Source organism: Parendozoicomonas callyspongiae, from assembly GCF_023502345.1.
Lineage (GTDB): Bacteria > Pseudomonadota > Gammaproteobacteria > Pseudomonadales > Endozoicomonadaceae > Sansalvadorimonas > Sansalvadorimonas callyspongiae.
Genome location: NZ_JAMFLX010000003.1, coordinates 112495 through 131028, shown reverse-complemented (window position 1 = coordinate 131028; position 18534 = coordinate 112495). Strand labels below are relative to the sequence as shown.

General features: G+C 48.2%; 14 protein-coding genes and 10 tRNA genes. 16 read left to right on the top strand and 8 right to left on the bottom strand.

Annotation, left to right across the window (positions count from 1 at the left end):
- The first annotated feature begins 10 nt into the window (after nt 1–10).
- From M3P05_RS03230 to M3P05_RS03215, 4 genes are all read left to right on the top strand, one after another.
- Nucleotides 11–86, top strand: a tRNA-Asn gene (locus M3P05_RS03230).
- Between the two features lie 38 nt (nt 87–124).
- Nucleotides 125–200: transfer RNA gene (locus tag M3P05_RS03225), tRNA-Lys, on the top strand.
- Between the two features lie 7 nt (nt 201–207).
- Nucleotides 208–283, top strand: a tRNA-Asn gene (locus M3P05_RS03220).
- 52 nt (nt 284–335) lie between these two features.
- A tRNA-Lys gene (locus tag M3P05_RS03215) sits at nt 336–411 on the top strand.
- Between the two features lie 243 nt (nt 412–654).
- Here the strand turns inward: M3P05_RS03215 and M3P05_RS03210 are convergent.
- Both M3P05_RS03210 and M3P05_RS03205 read right to left on the bottom strand, forming a co-directional pair.
- Nucleotides 655–1971, bottom strand: a complete 1317-nt coding sequence (locus M3P05_RS03210; protein ID WP_249697785.1) for an NAD(P)/FAD-dependent oxidoreductase — start codon at nt 1969–1971, stop codon at nt 655–657.
- A 27-nt stretch (nt 1972–1998) separates the two neighbouring features.
- Nucleotides 1999–2196, bottom strand: a complete 198-nt coding sequence (locus M3P05_RS03205; protein ID WP_249697784.1) for a DUF3094 family protein — start codon at nt 2194–2196, stop codon at nt 1999–2001.
- A gap of 193 nt (nt 2197–2389) precedes the next feature.
- Here M3P05_RS03205 and M3P05_RS03200 point away from each other — a divergent pair, with 193 nt between their 5' ends.
- Nucleotides 2390–3214, top strand: a complete 825-nt coding sequence (locus M3P05_RS03200; RefSeq protein ID WP_249697783.1) for a class I SAM-dependent methyltransferase — start codon at nt 2390–2392, stop codon at nt 3212–3214.
- Here M3P05_RS03200 and M3P05_RS03195 read toward each other — a convergent pair.
- Together M3P05_RS03195 and M3P05_RS03190 are read right to left on the bottom strand one after the other, a co-directional pair.
- Nucleotides 3113–4294, bottom strand: a complete 1182-nt coding sequence (locus tag M3P05_RS03195; protein WP_249697782.1) for an acetyl-CoA C-acyltransferase — start codon at nt 4292–4294, stop codon at nt 3113–3115. The two genes, M3P05_RS03200 and M3P05_RS03195, sit on opposite strands and share 102 nt — an antisense overlap.
- Before the next feature lie 368 nt (nt 4295–4662).
- Complete coding sequence (locus M3P05_RS03190; RefSeq protein WP_249697781.1) at nt 4663–5619, bottom strand: hypothetical protein; 957 nt, start codon at nt 5617–5619, stop codon at nt 4663–4665.
- A gap of 357 nt (nt 5620–5976) precedes the next feature.
- Between M3P05_RS03190 and M3P05_RS03185 the strand changes: the two genes are divergently transcribed.
- From M3P05_RS03185 to M3P05_RS03145, 9 genes are all read left to right on the top strand, one after another.
- Nucleotides 5977–6053 (top strand) — tRNA-Met (locus tag M3P05_RS03185).
- A 25-nt stretch (nt 6054–6078) separates the two neighbouring features.
- A tRNA-Gln gene (locus tag M3P05_RS03180) sits at nt 6079–6153 on the top strand.
- Nucleotides 6154–6183: 30 nt separating this feature from the next.
- Nucleotides 6184–6260: transfer RNA gene (locus tag M3P05_RS03175), tRNA-Met, on the top strand.
- A gap of 25 nt (nt 6261–6285) precedes the next feature.
- Nucleotides 6286–6360, top strand: a tRNA-Gln gene (locus M3P05_RS03170).
- A 38-nt stretch (nt 6361–6398) separates the two neighbouring features.
- Nucleotides 6399–6475 (top strand) — tRNA-Met (locus M3P05_RS03165).
- A gap of 8 nt (nt 6476–6483) precedes the next feature.
- Nucleotides 6484–6558, top strand: a tRNA-Gln gene (locus M3P05_RS03160).
- Between the two features lie 336 nt (nt 6559–6894).
- The gene (locus M3P05_RS03155; protein ID WP_249697780.1) at nt 6895–8265 is read left to right on the top strand and encodes an FAD-dependent oxidoreductase; all 1371 of its coding nucleotides are present in this window, start codon (nt 6895–6897) and stop codon (nt 8263–8265) included.
- Nucleotides 8266–8406: 141 nt separating this feature from the next.
- A complete protein-coding gene (locus tag M3P05_RS03150) occupies nt 8407–10275 on the top strand; it encodes a hypothetical protein (RefSeq protein WP_249697779.1) in 1869 nt (622 codons plus the stop codon).
- A 216-nt stretch (nt 10276–10491) separates the two neighbouring features.
- Nucleotides 10492–12249, top strand: a complete 1758-nt coding sequence (locus tag M3P05_RS03145; protein ID WP_249697778.1) for a coiled-coil domain-containing protein — start codon at nt 10492–10494, stop codon at nt 12247–12249.
- A gap of 100 nt (nt 12250–12349) precedes the next feature.
- Here the strand turns inward: M3P05_RS03145 and M3P05_RS03140 are convergent, their stop codons facing one another.
- Entirely contained in the window at nt 12350–12907 is a 558-nt protein-coding gene (locus tag M3P05_RS03140) for a hypoxanthine-guanine phosphoribosyltransferase (protein WP_249697777.1), read from the bottom strand.
- Nucleotides 12908–13241: 334 nt separating this feature from the next.
- Here M3P05_RS03140 and upp point away from each other — a divergent pair, with 334 nt between their 5' ends.
- Together upp and M3P05_RS03130 are read left to right on the top strand one after the other, a co-directional pair.
- Nucleotides 13242–13868 carry a uracil phosphoribosyltransferase gene (upp, locus tag M3P05_RS03135; RefSeq protein WP_249697776.1) on the top strand — a complete coding sequence of 209 codons (627 nt, stop codon included), beginning with the start codon at nt 13242–13244 and terminating at the stop codon, nt 13866–13868.
- A 177-nt stretch (nt 13869–14045) separates the two neighbouring features.
- On the top strand, nt 14046–15275 hold the full coding sequence (locus tag M3P05_RS03130; RefSeq protein WP_249697775.1) for a uracil-xanthine permease family protein: 1230 nt from the start codon (nt 14046–14048) through the stop codon (nt 15273–15275).
- A 54-nt stretch (nt 15276–15329) separates the two neighbouring features.
- Here the strand turns inward: M3P05_RS03130 and M3P05_RS03125 are convergent, their stop codons facing one another.
- From M3P05_RS03125 to M3P05_RS03115, 3 genes are all read right to left on the bottom strand, one after another.
- Nucleotides 15330–16148 (bottom strand): hypothetical protein, encoded by an 819-nt coding sequence (locus tag M3P05_RS03125; RefSeq protein WP_249697774.1) that lies wholly within the window; start codon nt 16146–16148, stop codon nt 15330–15332.
- 19 nt (nt 16149–16167) lie between these two features.
- A complete protein-coding gene (locus M3P05_RS03120; protein ID WP_249697773.1) occupies nt 16168–16512 on the bottom strand; it encodes an STAS domain-containing protein in 345 nt (114 codons plus the stop codon).
- 265 nt (nt 16513–16777) lie between these two features.
- The gene (locus M3P05_RS03115) at nt 16778–18532 is read right to left on the bottom strand and encodes a formate--tetrahydrofolate ligase (RefSeq protein ID WP_249697772.1); all 1755 of its coding nucleotides are present in this window, start codon (nt 18530–18532) and stop codon (nt 16778–16780) included.
- Nucleotides 18533–18534: the final 2 nt, after the last annotated feature.

Genomic DNA, 18534 nt, shown 5'->3' with positions numbered 1-18534 from the left:
ACCGCATGCTTCCCCGATAGCTCAGTTGGTAGAGCAAATGACTGTTAATCATTGGGTCACTGGTTCGAGTCCAGTTCGGGGAGCCACTTTTAGAAACGATCAGCTTGCGTAGCTGTTTGTTTATGGGTCGTTAGCTCAGTTGGTAGAGCAGTTGGCTTTTAACCAATTGGTCATAGGTTCGAATCCTATACGACCCACCATTTTCGTTCCCTGATAGCTCAGTTGGTAGAGCAAATGACTGTTAATCATTGGGTCGCTGGTTCGAGTCCAGCTCAGGGAGCCAAATTTCTCTTATAGAGAGTAAAAGCAATCAACTTGCGTAGTTGTTTGTTTGTGGGTCGTTAGCTCAGTTGGTAGAGCAGTTGGCTTTTAACCAATTGGTCATAGGTTCGAATCCTATACGACCCACCATTTTCAAAAGCCCGCATCATTGATGCGGGCTTTTTCGTATGCGTGAACAGTCATAAGTACCCGGCAGTTGCTTTCATATATTCTGGCGGCGTCTTTTTCCACCCTTACAGCGTTGCAACTCTGGTCACGTAGCTACGGCTACGCTCCCGGCGTTGCGCCTTGAAGGGTGAAAAAATCCACTCGCCACAACATACGAAAGCAACTGCCCGGGTGCTTAAGCGAAAAAATGTTCATGGTAAAAAGTTAATGCAGTTTCAGCTTTGGTGTTGTGCTGCGCTCCAGCAAATCTTTTACCATCAGCATTCCTGTGCGCCAGAAGCCGTATAAGGCGATTTGGTGCAGGCGGTAAAGTGATAGATAGAACATGCGGGCCAGCCAGCCCTCAAGCATGACACTTCCCGTTAGATTCCCCATCAGGTTCCCCACTGCGGAATGGCTGCTGAGAGAAATCAGTGAGCCGTGATCGCGATATTCAAAGCTAAGAAGTTCCTGTTGCTGCAGTCGGCGCTTAATATTTTTGGTTAAAAGGCTGGCCTGTTGATGTGCTGCCTGGGCCCGAGGGGGAACTGTAAAACTGGTGCCATTCTTTTGAGTGATGGTGCAACTGGCGCAATCTCCCAGGGAAAAAATATTATCGTCCTGTGTAGTTTGCAGGGTCGGGTGGACAAGCAGCTGGTTGATTTTATTGGTTTCCAGTCCGTCCAGGTTTTGTAGAAACTGCGGCCCTTTGATACCGGCTGCCCAAATCGTGACATCTGTCTCAATGTTCTTACCATCTCTGGTTTCCAGATTGTCTTTGTTGATCTGGCTGACCAGTGTTCCCGTCATGGTATGAATGCCGATCCTGTCGAGCTGCAGCTGAACGCCCTTACTGATTCTTTCCGGAAGTGCAGGGAGTACTCTGTTTCCCCCTTCCAATAGTGTGATGCGGGTGTTGCCAACATCGCTTTTTAAACCGTATCGAGACATCAGCTGGGCGGCATGATGCAGTTCGGCTGCCAGTTCAACTCCGGTGGCTCCGGCGCCAATGATGGCAATATTGGTTGTTGTGTCTGCGTCTTCCTGCTCCGTTATCTTCATTGAGCGGCTGATCAGGTGCTGGTGGATGCGCTCAGCCTGCTCCCGGCTGTCCAGAAACAGGCAGTTTTCCTGAGCTCCGGGGGTATTGAAATCATTGGTATGGCTTCCTACGGCTATTACCAGAGTGTCGTACTCAATGGTGCGCTCGGGGAGAAGAGGTGTATTGCTGGTATCTGTTGTAGAGGCGAGGGTAATGGTTTTCTCTTTCCTGTTTAGACCGTTCATTGTGCCGGGCTGAAAGCGAAAATGATTCCAGCTGGCCTGGGCTAGATAGTTCAGCTCATCACTGTAGGAATTCAGGGAGCCGGCAGCGACTTCGTGCAGCAATGGTTTCCAGATATGAGTCATGCGGGCATCAATCAGTAAAATATCAGCCTGCTTTTTTCGTCCCAGGGTTCTGCCAAGCCGTGTTGCCAGCTCCAGACCGCCAGCACCTCCCCCGACAATAACGATACGATGTAATCCCTGGTTTTTATTCATTGGTTTCTCTAATCAACGGGCACCGCTTTAGTATGGCAGATATAAAGTGCCGACCACTCTGGCCAGAACACCGAAGATAACAATAACAACGGCCAGCCACATCATCAGTTTCCAGGGGTGGAAAGGTTGTCTTTCCTCCTTGTTAATGCCGGAAGAAATGAAGTCGTCAACTAGCTGCTGGTCCTCAGGGTTGAGGCGGGTCTGTTGTTCAGTTTCCTTGTTCATAAATCACCTGCTTGTCTTTGCTATGCCCTGCTTCCCCAGAACTTGGGAAAATAAGGCGGAAAGACTCCATCCTGATTTCTATTCTTATTTTTTAAGTTGCGTCAGTTTCCTGAAGCTCAGAAAGTATGGTCAACGGTCTTGCTTTCTGACAACTTATCAGCAAACAGAATTATCAAACAGGGATGTTTGTAGAATGAACTGGAAAAATGCCGGTGAGAATCCATTTATAGGCTGGTTTCGGATGTTGATCACCGAAGCCTGTCTCTCACTTGTTGGGGTGCGATTTATCTTCCAAAGACAATTTCTCTGGTTTGAATCACGCAGACGTTTGGTTTATTTGTTTTGCAGTCCCTGGGCAATCAGCAGACGCTTTCTGGATGATCGTGGTGAGTTGGAAGCGCAAGGTTATGGTGAAACTCCCCTGGTGACTCTGGAGGCTGTAGCAAGGCGTCTGGAGCTTTCTACGGGTGATCGTATTCTGGAGCTGGGTTGTGGTACCGGACGCAACTGTGTGTGGCTGGCTGCGAATTATGGCTGCCATATTGATGGAGTTGAGCAGATTCCAACACTGGTTCGGATTTCTCAGCGATTGCTCAAGGGGTCTTCCCTGACTGATAAAGTCACACTTTCCTGTATGGATATGTTTGAGCTGGATATGTCCAGCTATCGGCTGGTCTATGTGGACTGCACAGCCATGAGCGAAGCATGTATCCGTCAGGTCGCGATGTTGTGTGCCGGGCTGCCAAATGAAGCGCGTGTAGTGACAGTGAATGCGTCACTGTCGGAATTGATGCCGGAACGGTTTCAGCTTGAAAGAGTTTTTCCCGGGTTGTTTATCTGGGGATGGTCGGATATGCGTATACAAAGAGTGGGTATGCCTGAGGACTATCTGGATAGTCCTCAGGTCGATTCACAATCAGATCATTTCAACGGCAATTGCGGTAGCTTCGCCGCCGCCGATACAGAGGCTGGCGATTCCGCGCTGGCCACCGGTGCGGCGCAGGGCATGAATCAGTGACACGATAACTCGGGAGCCGGTTGAGCCAATTGGATGACCCTGTGCGCAGGCACCACCATGAATATTCACTTTGCTGTGATCCAGTCCAACATTCTGTATGGCTGCCATAGTCACCATGGCAAAAGCTTCGTTGATTTCGAACAGATCAACGTCATCCTTATCCCAGCCGGTTTTATCCAGAAGTTTGGTAATGGCACCAACAGGTGCAATGGTGAACTCGGATGGGTGGCGGGAGTTGGTTGAATGACCAACGATCCGTGCCATGGGCTTCAGGTTTCTTTTCCTGGCTTCACTTTCTGTGGTCAGCACCAGTGCTGAAGCGCCATCGGAGATGGAGCTGGAATTTGCCGCTGTAATTGTTCCATCTTTGGCAAAAGCCGGACGAAGCTGGGGAATCTTTTCGATATTGGCATTAAAGGGTTGCTCGTCATCACTGACGATGTTTTCCCCTTTGCGGGTTTTCACGGTGACGGGCGTGATCTCTTCTTTCAAGTAACCACTTTCAATTGCACTCTTGGCACGATTGAGTGATTCGATGGCGAAGTTGTCCATGGCTTCGCGGGTCATCTTGTATTCGTTGGCCATATCCTGGGCGAATGAACCCATCAGGTGACCTGTCTCTGCGTCTTCCAGTCCGTCGGTAAACATATGATCAAGAACGCCGCCATGGCCCATACGGTAACCTTGGCGAGCTTTATCCAGCAGGTAGGGAGCATTGCTCATGCTCTCCATGCCGCCTGCAACCATTATGGTGTTGGTTCCTGCTTTGATAAGGTCGTGGGCCAGCATAACGGCTTTCATTCCTGAACCGCAGAGTTTATTGATTGTTGTACTGCCGGTTTCATCAGGAATGCCAGCCTGACGCGCAGCCTGACGGGCCGGGCCTTGTTTCAGGCCGGCAGGAAGTACGCATCCCATAATCACTTCTTCAATATCCTGCGGAGCGATTCGGGATCTCTCAATGGCAGCTTTAATAGCCTCTGCACCAAGCTGGGGAGCTGTCATGGCGCTAAGAGAGCCCTGCAGGCCACCCATGGGGGTGCGGGCTCCACTGACAATTACAATCGCGTCTTCAATCATGCCTGATACCACTTTGTTTTGTTTATTATGGTGATGACTAGGGGGCGTTCTCAATTAAATATCGACTCAGTGACTCTAAAAGCAGCCAGATGTTAGAAGGGCTTGTGAAAATCGTAGTTATTCTACATTGAGCAAGCCCGACGCAGCTGACGTTTGTGCCCTCTGGGTATGGCCGCTTTTAGAGTCACCCGCAGGGCGCTTTCGAGAGTTCCTGTAAGCTTCGTTGTAGCGCCTTGAAAGGCAACGAGCATTCCTGCGGCACTACGCCTCGTTACAGAAACTCTCGAAAGCGCTGAGTTCGATGTTTAATTGAGAACGCCCCCTAGGGTGTGTTCACAATTGATTGTACCAGTCGACAGCAGTCACAGTCAGTAGCTGCCCACAGGTTGTAAATCGATAATGACGCGGGTGGGAAGGTGATACCACTTGCGAAACTCGAAATACCTGGGAGCTTTCACTCTCATTGGGCAATTGTAGAGGTTGTGCAGTGAATGACCTTTGGCTGACTTTATGATTTCTGCAGTGACTGCTCCCGGCTTTAATCCATTGGTTACGGTGCGCAGAAAGTTAACTGTGACTTTCTCATCGGGTCTATCGGTATGGGAGCGGGTAAGAGTGACATCAATATCGGTTGGGTAATCTGCCAGACCCCACCAGTTTTCCTGGTCAACCAGAAGGAAGCGCCCCTGGTTGTTTCGGTCGCGGTCAAACATCTCGCCTTCTTCTATGGCTTCCAATGCATCCTGGTTGCCATGAAAATACTGAGAAGTGATAACACGACCACTGGCTACTCTGTAGCCTGTGATTCTCCAGGGAGAGTCAGAAGGCAGCTCTATGGCTGTCAGGCTGGCAGCTCCCACATAGGGCCAAAGGGTGAATGCCGCCTGTGTCATGCCGTAGGCTGCGGTAGCGACAATAGCGACAACTGCAGCGACAAGTGCAACTTCTTTCACGCCTTGTCCAACTCGATCTGTAAATGAATCGCTGCTGTCGTCAGAAGAGGAAGAGCTGCTGCTTCCTCCACCCCAGTACGGACCTGCTCCCCACCATCCGCCACCCCATCCCCAGTGCTCATGCTGGTGGATATGTCTGACAACGGTTGTATTCGTATTGCCCTCACTGATATCTGGAGTCGGTGCATAGTTGTAATAGAGGCGCCTTTTCAGTTCGTAGAGGCCCATATGCCGGTAATCAATATCGTTTTCCACCGGGATGGTATTTCCGGATGAATAGGTAGTGGTGGGGGTGTTGTCGTAAAAATTGTTTGCGCTCGCTGTAGCGGTTATTAAAACCGACAGCGTGCTGGCCAGTATTTTTTTCAACATGGCTGTGTCTCCTCTCTATCTCAGTATTCAGGTGATGCTGGTTTGTTTTGTTGTGTGTCTTTGTGTCGTGAGGAGAGAGGACAAAGTGATTTTGTTTTGAATTAGATCAGCCTGTTATATCAATGATTCGAAGATTTGTGAGTGATGTTACTGTCCGTGACATCCTGAAGCCGTTTGAGGGGCTGACCGGGCAGGCTTCGAGTTATTTTGCGGCTGCGTTTTGCCTTAGTGACGGGCAAGATTAGCTTCAGATTGAAGGGTGTCAATGTGCCGTTACGGTTTTCCGGTGTGGGTTTTTGCCAGTTAATTGTTGACAGTAAGGGCCTGAATCATGAAAATGCGCTCCGAAGTTTTCGGGGCTAGGTAGCTCAGTTGGTTAGAGCACAGCACTCATAATGCTGGGGTCGGCAGTTCGAATCTGCCCCTAGCTACCACGATTTCATCGCACGATGAAGTGATTGGGGTGTCGCCAAGCGGTAAGGCAACGGGTTTTGATCCCGTCATGCGCAGGTTCGAATCCTGCCACCCCAGCCATCTCTTCCGAAAACTCAACAATCTCTTCGTGGCTAGGTAGCTCAGTTGGTTAGAGCACAGCACTCATAATGCTGGGGTCGGCAGTTCGAATCTGCCCCTAGCTACCACGATGTCATCGCACGATGAAGTGATTGGGGTGTCGCCAAGCGGTAAGGCAACGGGTTTTGATCCCGTCATGCGCAGGTTCGAATCCTGCCACCCCAGCCATTCTCCTTTGAGATTGTCAAAATTTGCAAAATGATTGTGGCTAGGTAGCTCAGTTGGTTAGAGCACAGCACTCATAATGCTGGGGTCGGCAGTTCGAATCTGCCCCTAGCTACCATAATCTACTGGGGTGTCGCCAAGCGGTAAGGCAACGGGTTTTGATCCCGTCATGCGCAGGTTCGAATCCTGCCACCCCAGCCATTTCCTTCTGCTTATCTTTTCTAATCTCTTCATTCAACTCTGATTATTTCTTTAATTTGCTCTTCCTGCTTTCCGTTGGGCTAGTCTTTTTCTCGTGGTTCAGATTTCAAATTGAGCGAAATTTTCCGTGCCAGTGGTTTCTACTTAAAAATACCGGTTAAATTTGCTCAGCTTCCTATATAATGCGCCCCAAATAGTTCTGGTCGGCCATAAAAAAGCCATGAGCGATAGCGACCCATAAGGTCTTCCCGTGGCAAAAAAGGCTCAAGGAAGGGGGATCAGACGGTATAAACAGTCCTTGGTCATAATTCCGGTGACACACGCCAGGAAAAGGTTATGACCCAAAGACGCGATCAGAGAGCAGAGAGCATGACGGATAAGACCTATGACGTGCTGATTGTGGGAGGAGGTGTTTCGGGTACAGCGTTGTTATACGAATTGTCCCGCTATACCGATCTTGGACGTATAGGCCTGATTGAGAAGTATGATGATTTCGCCAAGGTAAACTCCAAGAGCAGTAATAACAGTCAGACGATTCACTGCGGGGATATTGAAACCAATTACACGTTGGAAAAAGCCCTCAAAGTGAAGCGCACTGCCAGCATGTTGGTAAATTACGCCAAATCCCTGCCGGATGACGAGCGTGACAATATTATTTTCAAGTATCCAAAGATGGTGCTCGGAGTAGGGGTAGAAGAGTGCGAGTTCCTGCGGCAGCGCTTTGAAGTTTTCAAAGAGCATTACCAGGGAATGGAACTGCTTGATAAAGAACAGATTGCCAAAATCGAGCCGCAGGTCGTTAATACCAAAAATGGAACGCGTCCTGAAGAGGTGAATGCGCTTGCTATCACCGATGACTATACAGCAGTCGATTACAAGGCTCTGTCTAAGTCTTTTGTTGATCAGGCCAGGGCCACGGATAAGGAAATCGATATTCATCTGGAAACCTGTGTCAGCGCTATTGAGAAGTGCGAGGAAGGACATAAGGTCATTGCCAATAATGGAGAATATCGAGCCCGGTTTGTAGTGGTCAGCGCCGGTGGACACAGCCTTCTGCTGGCACAGCAGATGGGGTACGGGCTGAACTTCTCCTGCCTTCCTGTTGCCGGCAGCTTTTACTTCACTCCGCAAGTGCTTACCGGCAAGGTTTATACCGTTCAGAATGACAAGCTGCCTTTTGCTGCGATTCATGGTGATCCTGATGTCAGGGTACCGGGCAAAACCCGTTTTGGGCCTACAGCACTGCTTCTGCCAATGCTGGAACGATACAATAGCAAGACTATTCCGGAGTTCTTTAAGGTTCTTCGCCTTGATGGCTCTGTCTTTAAAGTTTTCTGGGATCTGTTTAAGGTTTCGGATATCAGAAACTATATTTTCAAAAACTTTCTGTTCGAAATTCCATGGGTCAGGCGTCGTCTTTTCTTAAAGGATGCCCGCAAGATTGTTCCAGGTCTGGAGTTAAAGGATGTTGAATTTGCCAAAGGTTATGGTGGGATCCGTCCTCAGCTGATTGATAAGGATAAGAAAGAACTGCTCCTTGGTGAGGCTCGAATTAACCCGGGAACCGGTATTATTTTTAATATGACACCATCCCCGGGTGGAACAAGCTGTTTAGGGAATGCCGAGAATGATTTGAGGATAATTATTGATTATCTTGGCTGTAACTTTGATGAAAACAGGTTTAATCAGGATCTGTTAAATATATAACCAGTGACGTTTAATTGTTGGGAGGTCATCAGTCGATGGCCTCTTTTTTTTGGTCTATAACATTGAGCAATTCTGTTAGTGACAGTTTGGTTTTGAATCTTTCTTCCAAATTGCCTGATTATTCAGCAGCAGGTGTTCACAATGAAAAAAACATTTCTTAGTCGTAGTTTAGTGTTGTTGTTACTGTTGCTGCTAGGGCAGGGTGTTGTGTATGGAGGAACCACTGGCGCTAAAAATGTTGGTAGGTCTACAGCTACCGGCAGTAGTCCAGGAATTGATGAAGAAAGCCTGAATAGTGGTGTATCTACGGTTGCCAGACAAGCGGAACCACCAGTAATTCCAGGTCAGAAACCAGGCCGTGGAATCGGTGCCAGCGGAAAAAAAAGTGCGAGTGGCCCCGTAAGGAGATCTACTCGTAAAACAACAAAACCTGCACGTTTAGGGGCTGATGAGCCATCAATAAGTGTTCATCATAGGAAATTATCCCCTGACTCTTTAGCACGGGAGAGTGTTGCGTTAACTAGGGATAAATCAGGTCAAGATGGAGGAGAGTCAAATCCAGTCATTGCAGAGAGAATGTTGACTAAAGAAAAAGATGAACAAATGGTGGAAGAATTTGAAAAACAATTGCCATATGAAAAGAGATACTTATTACCAGAGGTCTGGATAGGGGAGGAGAATGATGAGGTTGAGGATGAAGTAAGTGGGGAAGAAGAGCGTAACACAGAGTATCAAAACCTTTTGGCAGCATTCCATAAAAAGAATTATCCCAACACAAGGAGATTTAATTCTAAAGAGCGTTCGCAGAAGCCACAGCAGGTAGTGGAGAGTGATCCATCTGAGCAGGATAAAGAGCAATTAACTCTAAAGGCAGGGACAGCCAAGCCTAGGTTTTATAAAAGGTTGTTGAATGCTCTTTTCTCGAGAAACAGAAAGACTGGTGATGCTAAGTTACCGGAAAGAAGAGAACAAGAAGAGTCCCCTTCAGCAGAGCCTGTTCTAGAAGAACTTGGAAAAGAGAAGGGGTTGAGTTCTCCTGCAGATAAAGCAGAAGGGTTATCGGATGTTGACGGTGCAAATCAACTCTCAGTTGATGACCGAAAAGATCTGCTCCCTGAAGTTATTTCAATGGAGAAAATTAAATATCAGTATAAATATCCAAGCTTGTTAAACCGTGCTTGGTATCTTGGATTAGGGCTCATCAGTTATGCAATTGATTACAGCAAACGTGCAGTCCAGTCCTTATATGTGGATGGAAAAAGGGTTGCCAGTCAAAAATATTATCCACTTGATAATTCAAGACGCCGATTCGTTAGTGATGCAATCCCTGTTGATAGTGGCGGGCAAAAGTACTTTGTGTTTATTGAGAAGAGTATTGATCATGAGGTAATGGGGTATCAGCACTTTAAAGCTGATGGGACAGTAATGAAATCAATGGGAGTCAATGTTTACTTTGTTCCAGAACGTAGAGGTAGAAAGCCTTATATTCACAGGAACAATGATCTGCTTTTGGGAATGGAAATCAACTTTGATGAGTTTTGGCGTGCTATAGAAAATAATCCTGATGGGCTGGTTAAGTTTTCTGTTAGGGATATGCAATCCAATAGCTCAGGTGAGAGTGCGTCCGAGTTTGTTCCTATGCCATTCTCTACGCCCGAAAAATCCGAAATTGAAAGAGTTGTCCAGGGTCACAGAAGCCTGAAAGTTCAATCCTCATCGGATGATCAGGGGGTTCTGGTTAAGAAGGTTTACCTCCTGAGACCAGATCCTATTACCAGTGATACACAGCATAACGGATTGTATTTTGTCCTGAATGAAGTTGACTTGGTTGAAAAGGTTGTCAAACCCACGTTAGGCCTTGAGCCGGGCGAAGTTTTAGGAAAACTGCAAGAAGAAAATGGTTTGATGTGGAATACCACGGCCTTTAAGTGGCTGTCAGTTCAGGGTGGGAAGGCGAAAGCGGACAGCTCATCAAAAGATGCTCGTATGGATGTGAAAGCCTGGCTTTAAGGAAGAGGTCGTGATGTGTCAGCAGCTCATCTGGAGCTGCTGACACATAAGGAAGTTGTCCCTAAGAGCCTGAGTAATTAGTCGGTTTGTTGACGTTAGTCTGGTTGATTAAGCTGGTAGTTATTGGAAAAAACAAGAAAATGTAAGCCACCAATAAGAATGTCATTTCAGCCGATAGCTGTGGGTACGAAACTACAGTAATCCCCCGGTTACCTTATGGAATCAAATGGCAGTATTCAAAGGGGAAGTTCTTCCTCGATTGATGCCCTGGATCTGCAGGTTAGTCCTAAACAGCTGGACGAAGCCCGGTTCAGTGCAAAATTCTCTAACAGTTCAAGGACTGTTTCCAAGGCTGAACCCGATGTTAGCCTGAAAACCGAACAGAAAAGTGCTGAGGTCGACTCTGAGGCGCAGACAGACAGTATTTCCAAGCGTGATGTCAGGGATGTTTCCGATAATAAACCCGGCAGGTTGCGTCAGGCTGCCGGCTATATAGCTGGGGGAGTCAAGAAAGGCGCTTCGGCAGCTTATGACTATGGTGCCGGTAAACTCAAATCTGGAAAAGAACTCGCTTCTTCTGCATGGAAAGGAGGAAAGGAGTTTGCCCACCACCCAGTCGATACCACACTCGCAGCCATGCATGGTCTCCATAAATCTGGTCAGGCAAAATTGGCCTCAACCAAGCAGAGTGCTGCCGCCCTTAAGGAAGCTGTTGCAGAGGGGGGGCGGGCCTTTAAGGCTGATCCAAAACAAGCTACAAAGAATGCTGTCAAGAGCGCGGTTGTTGGAGTAGGAAAAAGCCTGAAGAAGCGGGCAGTATCCCTCCGCACAAAAGTTGCAAAACTGATACCTGCTCGTGTTAAAAACCATGCAGCCCCCAAAATTAAATCTTTATTCAGCCGGAGTGTCCGGGAAACTCCGCCTCAGCTTTCGGCTTCGGTAAAGGCAGCTCAAACGGAAGCTACCCAGAAAACAGAGAAGTTTACCCAGTTGAAGACTGATGGAGCTGATACTCTCCACCAGGCTCAGACTTCTGGAGAAAACTTTGAACTGCTCGGCAAGTTACTTGATGACCCAGGTGTGTTCTATGATTCTGCGGTTGATGCAGAGCTAACCTTTCCAGGTGGGCAAACAGTCATTATCAAAGGAGAAGGCCTGGAACGGGACCAGCGCATTGACCGTGCCATGAGCCTGGCTGACAAGCAAAAGTCCCAAATTCGTGAAGGTATTTCAGATAGCCGCCAGTTTGTTGATGAGGTCAAAGCAGGTAACAAAGATCTGAAAAAGGATCTGAAGAATGAGTTATCTGCTCTTCGGGAGGAAGCGGCTTCAACAGAACAGTCGGACTACAAGGGTCAGATAGGAGCTTTACGTAAAGAGCGGGAAACGCTCAAAGAGCAAGGTGAGAAATTGTCATCACAACTGAAATCTGAGCTCAGTGAGCTTAAAAAAGAGCTGAAAAGTCAGAGAAATAAACTCAAGGGTGAAATCAAGAGTGCTTCCTCAGAGCGAAAACAGCTGAAAAAAGAACTGGAAAAAGAGATTCAGAAAGGAAAGGAAGTCCGGGCAAGTATTCGCCAGGAAATGGATGCAGCCCATAAAACCATTGATAGGTGTCAAGGTCAGCTTGACAGTTCAAAATCGAAGGTCGATCCAGAATTACTCTCAACCAAAAGAGAATCCGAGAGAGATAAAAATCTAAGGCTGGGTCGTTTGATGACTCATAAACAACAAAAAGCAGGTCAGGCTGTTGAAGACTTGCAGCGAAGAATTAAAGATCTTGGAGCCAAAATAACAACTGGAAAAGAATCATTGGAGAAGCTTGATATTGATTCTTTGAAAACCGAGAAGGTTGTCGACCTGGAAAAACAGTTGGCTAATACAAAGAAAGAGATTAAGGCTAATGCCAGAGAAATTGATTTAAGAAAGCGGCAGCATAGTGCTGATAAGGACGCATTAAAAAAGATTAAATAAATTTCTTATTATAGAGATTGGGTTGTTTCTAAATGTGAAGTGCAATTGCAGTCGGTTTTAGCCGTTCTGCAATTGCTGCAGCGAACTTGGTTACTCAGTATCAATGACCTTTCAGTGCATAAATACCAGGTGCATTTCGCCAGTAACCCTGATAATCCATGCCATAGCCGAAAATATAACGATCTTCACATTCAAGTCCGGTAAAGTCGCTCTTCTGGCCTGGCTTTGCTTTACGGTCGTGCAGCTTATCAACCATGACAGCAGTCATAACTTCTTTAGCACCGGCTTCTCGACAGTAATCAACAATAGCTGCGAGCGTATGACCTTCGTCGAGAATATCATCGGTAATCAGAATGGTACGATCTTTTAATTCATGAGCAGGTGGGACTTTCCATTCTAGATCTCCACCGCTGGTAGTGTTGCGGTACCGGGTGGCATGAACATAGGATGATTCAAGCGGAAAGTGCAGATGTGTCAGCAGTTTCCCACAGAATACCAGGCCGCCGTTCATTACAGCAAAAACCAGTGGGTTCTTATCAGCCAGGACTTCGGTGATTTCGCTGGCCATTCTGCGGATAGCACCATCTACCTCTTCACGGGTGTACAGACAATCAGCTTCTTCGAAGACCTGTTGGATGTGGTCCAGATCGATGGACATGGGGGGAGGCCTCTCCTCAACCATTTAATGTGACATTGATTCAGTCTTGGATGCCAACATAGGGGCGAACAGCATCTCTGGATCAATATTAAAAACGGAACATACATGTCTCTGGCCTGCATTGCCAGTGTTAGCTGGCGAGTTGGCTGAAAATCATCCGACAAGCTCTTGATTTCGGCAAAGGGCAGAAGGGTGGCGTGATTATGCCTGCACCGTTACGTTAACTCCTTAGGGGATTTCTTTCGATTCGCATTGGATGATGGTGATCAAGACACATACAATACCGGATTAGCTGCCACATACGGTATGCGGTAGTTAAAAACAGAGGCCCTCAATGAGCGTTCGCGAAATTACTCACCCCCTGATTCAGCACAAGCTGGGTCTGATGCGTCAAAAAGAAATCAGCACCAAAGGTTTTCGCACTTTGGCAAGTGAAGTCGGAACACTTCTGACTTATGAAGCGACCAAGGATCTTGAGCTTGAAGATCATGTCATCGAAGGCTGGAACAGTGAAGTTACTGTTCAACGCTTGAAAGGAAAGAAAATCACAGTTGTCCCAATTCTTCGTGCCGGTCTGGGTATGCTGGACGGTGTTATGGAGCTGATTCCCAGCGCACGTATCAGTGTAGTTGGTTTGTACCGGGATGAGGAAACTCTGGAACCCGTTCCCTATTTTGAAAAGCTGTGCAAGCAGATTGATGAGCGTATGGCTCTGGTGGTTGACCCCATGCTGGCAACCGGCGGCACCATGATCGCCACCATCGACATGCTGAAAAAGGCAGGCTGCAAGCACATTCGTGTACTGGTTCTGGTTGCAGCCCCCGAAGGTATTGCAAAGGTTCAGGAGCAACATCCGGAAGTAGAAATCTTTACTGCTTCTGTTGATGATTGCCTGAATGATCAGGGGTATATCCTGCCAGGTCTGGGTGATGCCGGTGATAAGATTTTCGGCACCAAGTAACCTGAAATAATACAGTAAAAATAACTATCGCTCGCCAGCCCGGACAGCTTTGCTGCCCGGGCTTTTTTGTCTCTTTGCCTATCTCTCAGCGTTAGCCCCAACGGACTGCTAGACTGCCTCCCTCCAGATCCCAGGCTGGGACATTCGCTCAATGTGATCCGAAGAATGAATAACAGTATGGATTCAGAGAATCACTTTAAAATCGCCCTTGTCGGCGGGCAGATGCTGTTTGTAGCTTTTGGAGCACTGGTTCTTGTGCCACTGCTGACCGGTTTCGACCCTAATGTCGCTTTGTTTACGGCGGGAGTTGGAACACTGGTGTTCCAGTTTTGTACCCAGCGACGTGTGCCCCTGTTTCTGGGGTCCTCCTTTGCGTTTATTGCCCCAATTATTTACAGCGTTGAAACCTGGGGCATGCCAGCCACATTGGGCGGAATCATGGCGGGGGGAGGGTTTTATCTATTTCTCAGCCTGATGGTCAGGCTTTATGGGAGGGGGTTTCTTTACCGTCTGTTTCCTCCTGTTGTTGTTGGTCCGGTCATCATGGTTATCGGGTTGGGGCTTTCCACTGTGGCAGTGAATATGGCCATGGGAAAGACTGGTGATGGCTCATCCCAGATCTTTGAGCAGGAAATTGCAACGTTGGTGGCGGGTGCTGCGCTGTTAACCACACTGGCAGCAGCCACCATGGGAAGAGGGCTGATCAGACTGGTGCCAATTCTGGCAGGAGTCTGTGGAGGAATGCTGGCTGCCTGGTTTACAGGAATCTGCGATTTCAGCAAAGTGACTGAGATCGGGTGGTTGACCGTTCCTCCCTTTGTGTTTCCAGAATGGAATATGAACGCTGTTCTGTTCATGTTACCCGTTGCTGTTGCTCCAGCCATTGAGCATTTGGGAGATATTCTGGCCATCAGCTCTGTGGCTGGTGAAGACTATATGGAAAGCCCTGGGCTTCATCGCACCCTGCTAGGTGACGGATTGGCTACATCTCTGGCCGCAGCTGTAGGGGGGCCACCAAATACAACGTACTCAGAGGTGACGGGGGCTGTCATGCTGACCAAGGTTATAAATCCCGCCACCATGACCTGGGCAGCCATAGTTGCAATAACACTGGCTTTTGTTGGCAGGCTGGGAGCGGTTTTAAACTCAATACCATCACCGGTAACGGGGGGGATTCTTGTTCTTCTGTTTGGTTCTATTTCTGTGGTGGGGTTGAATACTTTAATCAAATCCCGGGTTAATCTGTCAGCACCGCGCAACCTCTGTATTGTTTCACTTTCTCTGGTATTTGGCCTGGGTGGCTTGCAGATTGGAACGAGTTTTATGGCCCTTCAGGGGGTTAGTCTCACTGCGCTTACAGCTGTAGCCCTTAATCTTATTTTGCCAGAAGAGTGCCAGCATGATTGAAACAGATGAAATAGAGCTGAAACCCCCGCCATTTCTGGCAGGCTTTTCAGTGATTTATGCTACCGGAAAAGAATATTTCGGCAAGTAGGTTGTTCTGGTCAGACCATCCAGCCAGTTGAAATCTTTTGGCAACAGTGACTTGTCCAGAATAAAGTCATTGTAGAAACCAAGAACTCCACCACCTATGGCTCCTATTCCCAGAACCGGAATGGCAACCATTCCAACAATAGGGGCAGATATTCCCAGCGTCATACCAGCGCCGAGGAATGTACTGGCCAGCATAGTACCCATGACGGTATGCAGAGCAATACTGCAACTTAGCCGGACAAATAAAATCGGGTTATCAACATAGTCGCACAAACGATCCTTGATTTTATCGAACAAGTTTGTGGGTTTGCTTAAGCCGATTTTATGGGGATGGTTCACATAGTTCTCGGGAACGTTGTTGTGACTGACACTTGCCTTGCGATAATTCCAGCCTTTGCCATTTTGCGTAAGCAGATAATTTTGATGTTTCTTACTAAGAGGCTTACCGGCGGTCAATCTTGCAGATGGGTAATCCTCATCTTCATCATCGTCACTATCAACATCCAAAGGCTGTGAGGGAAAGTAGCCTGAGTCAAGGTATCCAAGCTCTTCGTCATCTCTTCTCGGGCAATCATCATCGTACATATCTTCGATGCCGCTGTCATAGTCATCATCATAGGCTGTCATACGTCGCTGATGTAACTGAATAAGATCATTATGTTCGTCACTTTCCGGAACATGTCTGGTGCTGCGGCCGACCTTTTGTTCAAAATCATGACCCATCTGCCCATGATGCATATTGGCGCTGTGAGACTGAAAAGAAGAGTTGTGAGTATGTTTTAGCATCTTTTACTCCTTCCTCTGGTTAGTGCATGACCTGACGCATGGCTTCCGCTCGTCCGGACGTTACTTCGATAAATTGATCCAGCCCACTGATATCCAGCAGATCAACCAGGTTCTTGCTGGCATGGCAGAGAACGATCTTTCCACCGCCTGCCGATGTTGCCCGAACCAGATCAGACAGAACTGCCAGACCATCACTGTTCATTGAACTCAGAGCACGGCAATCCAGAACGATACGGGCATGTCCTTCGCTGAGAAGCATGTTGAAGGTGTTCTGGAGAAAGCCAGCATTACTCGCTCTGACGCACCCTTCCAGGATGACAACAGCCAGTTCGTGGTATTCCTCAAGTACAAGCTCTAAAGCCATGGTACACCTCCTTCCATATACACTCCCGGCAAGGGAGTTTTCTCATGGGCACAAGGTATCGATTTGGTTCCCGTGAGTCTGTTAGACCATGGTGGCTAAGACGGAAGTTGTAGAACCCCGATTTCAAACTGTATACCGCTAGCGTTCTCTATAATGCAGCTGGAGGAAATTGATGATGTTTATCGAAGAAAATGACCAGAAATAATCTGTTTATGAAAAAGGGGAGCCTGAGGGCTCCCCTTTAGGTTTGACAGCAGTCTATCGATTAGCTCAGGTTCATGATGTTGCCATCATCATCCAGATCAATCTTCATGTAACCAGGCTTGGAGCCCAGACCTGGCATGGTCATGATGGTTCCGCACAGGGCGTATACAAAGCCAGCACCGGCAGACAGACGAACTTCACGTACAGGTACGTCAAAGTCAGTTGGCTCGCCTTTCAGGGCTGGGTCGTGAGATACAGACAGCTGAGTCTTGGCCATGCACACAGGCAGGTTACCGTAGCCCTTGGCTTCCAGATCTGCGATCTGCTTCTGAGCCAGTTCGCTGATAACAACCTTATTGCCGCCGTAGCCTTTGGTAGCCAGTTCGTTCAGTTTGGTGGAAATATCATCTTCAACGTTGTACAGGTAGTTGAAGTAAGCCTTCTTCTCGTTGCAGACGCGGTCAATTTCCTTGGCCACGTTCATGCAGCCTTCGCCACCATGGATGAAGCCTTCAGAGATAGCTACACCTTCAGCACCCAGTTCCTTGGCTTTGGCCATCAGCCAATCCAGTTCTTCCTGGGTATCCTGTGGGAAGCGGTTGATAGTAACAACAGCTGGTACACCGTACTTCTTAACGTTGTTAATGTGGAAGTGCAGGTTAGCCACGCCCTTCTCCAGAGCAGGCAGGTTAGGATCAATCATGCCTGGGTCAAGATCGCGACCAGCGACAACCTGGAAATCACCGGAGTGGGACTTCAGACCACGCAGGGAGCAGACAATAGCAACAACGTCAGGAGACTTACCGCCGGCACGAACCTTGATGTTGCAGTACTTCTCATAACCCATGTCGGAACCAAAGCCAGCTTCAGTTACCACGTAATCACCGAGTTTCAGAGCGATTTTGTCAGCAACGATGGAGGAGTTACCGTGCGCAATATTCGCGAAAGGACCCGCGTGAACGAAGCTGGCACCACCTTCCAGGTTCTGCATCAGAGTCGGCTTGAGAGCTTCCTTCATGATAACAGCCATGGAACCGGCAACCTGCAGGTCTTCTGCAGTGACTGGCTCGCCATCGTGGTTGTAGGCCATGATGACCTTACCAAAGCGCTCGCGCATATCTTTCAGGCTGGTTGCCAGGGCCAGGATAGCCATCAGCTCGGAGCCAACGGTAATATCAAAGCCTTCGGTACGAGGCACACCGTTCATGTTCTTGGGGGTGCCTGGAGTCTGCTCACCCACAGTGATGTGGCGCAGAGCACGGTCGTTATGGTCAACCACACGACGCCATGTGATGCGCTTGGGGTCGATACGCAGAGCTTTCAGGCCGGTGCGCTTTTCAAATGCTTCATAGCCTTCACGCTCTTCATGGAAAATACGGGTATCAAGTGCTGCGGAACCCAGGTTATGAGCACTGGAGATTGCGTGGATGTCACCGGTCAGGTGCAGATTAAAGTCTTCCATGGGAACAACCTGAGCGTAACCGCCGCCAGCTGCACCACCTTTGATACCGAATACCGGACCCATGCTGGGCTGGCGAATACAGCTGATTGCATTCTTGCCAATGGTGTTCAGACCCATGGTGATTGCGATGGTGTTTACAGTTTTGCCTTCACCGAAAGGTGTAGGTGTGGTTGCGGTAACCAGAACCATGCGGCCATCAGGACGATCTTTCAGATCTTCAATGGAGTCCAGGCTCACCTTGGCCTTGTAGTGGCCATAGGGTTCGCAATGCTCCTGCTTCAGACCGAGATTGTTTGCCAGCTCGGTGATATGCATCAGATCCGCATCTCTGGAGATTTCAATATCCGACTTCACTA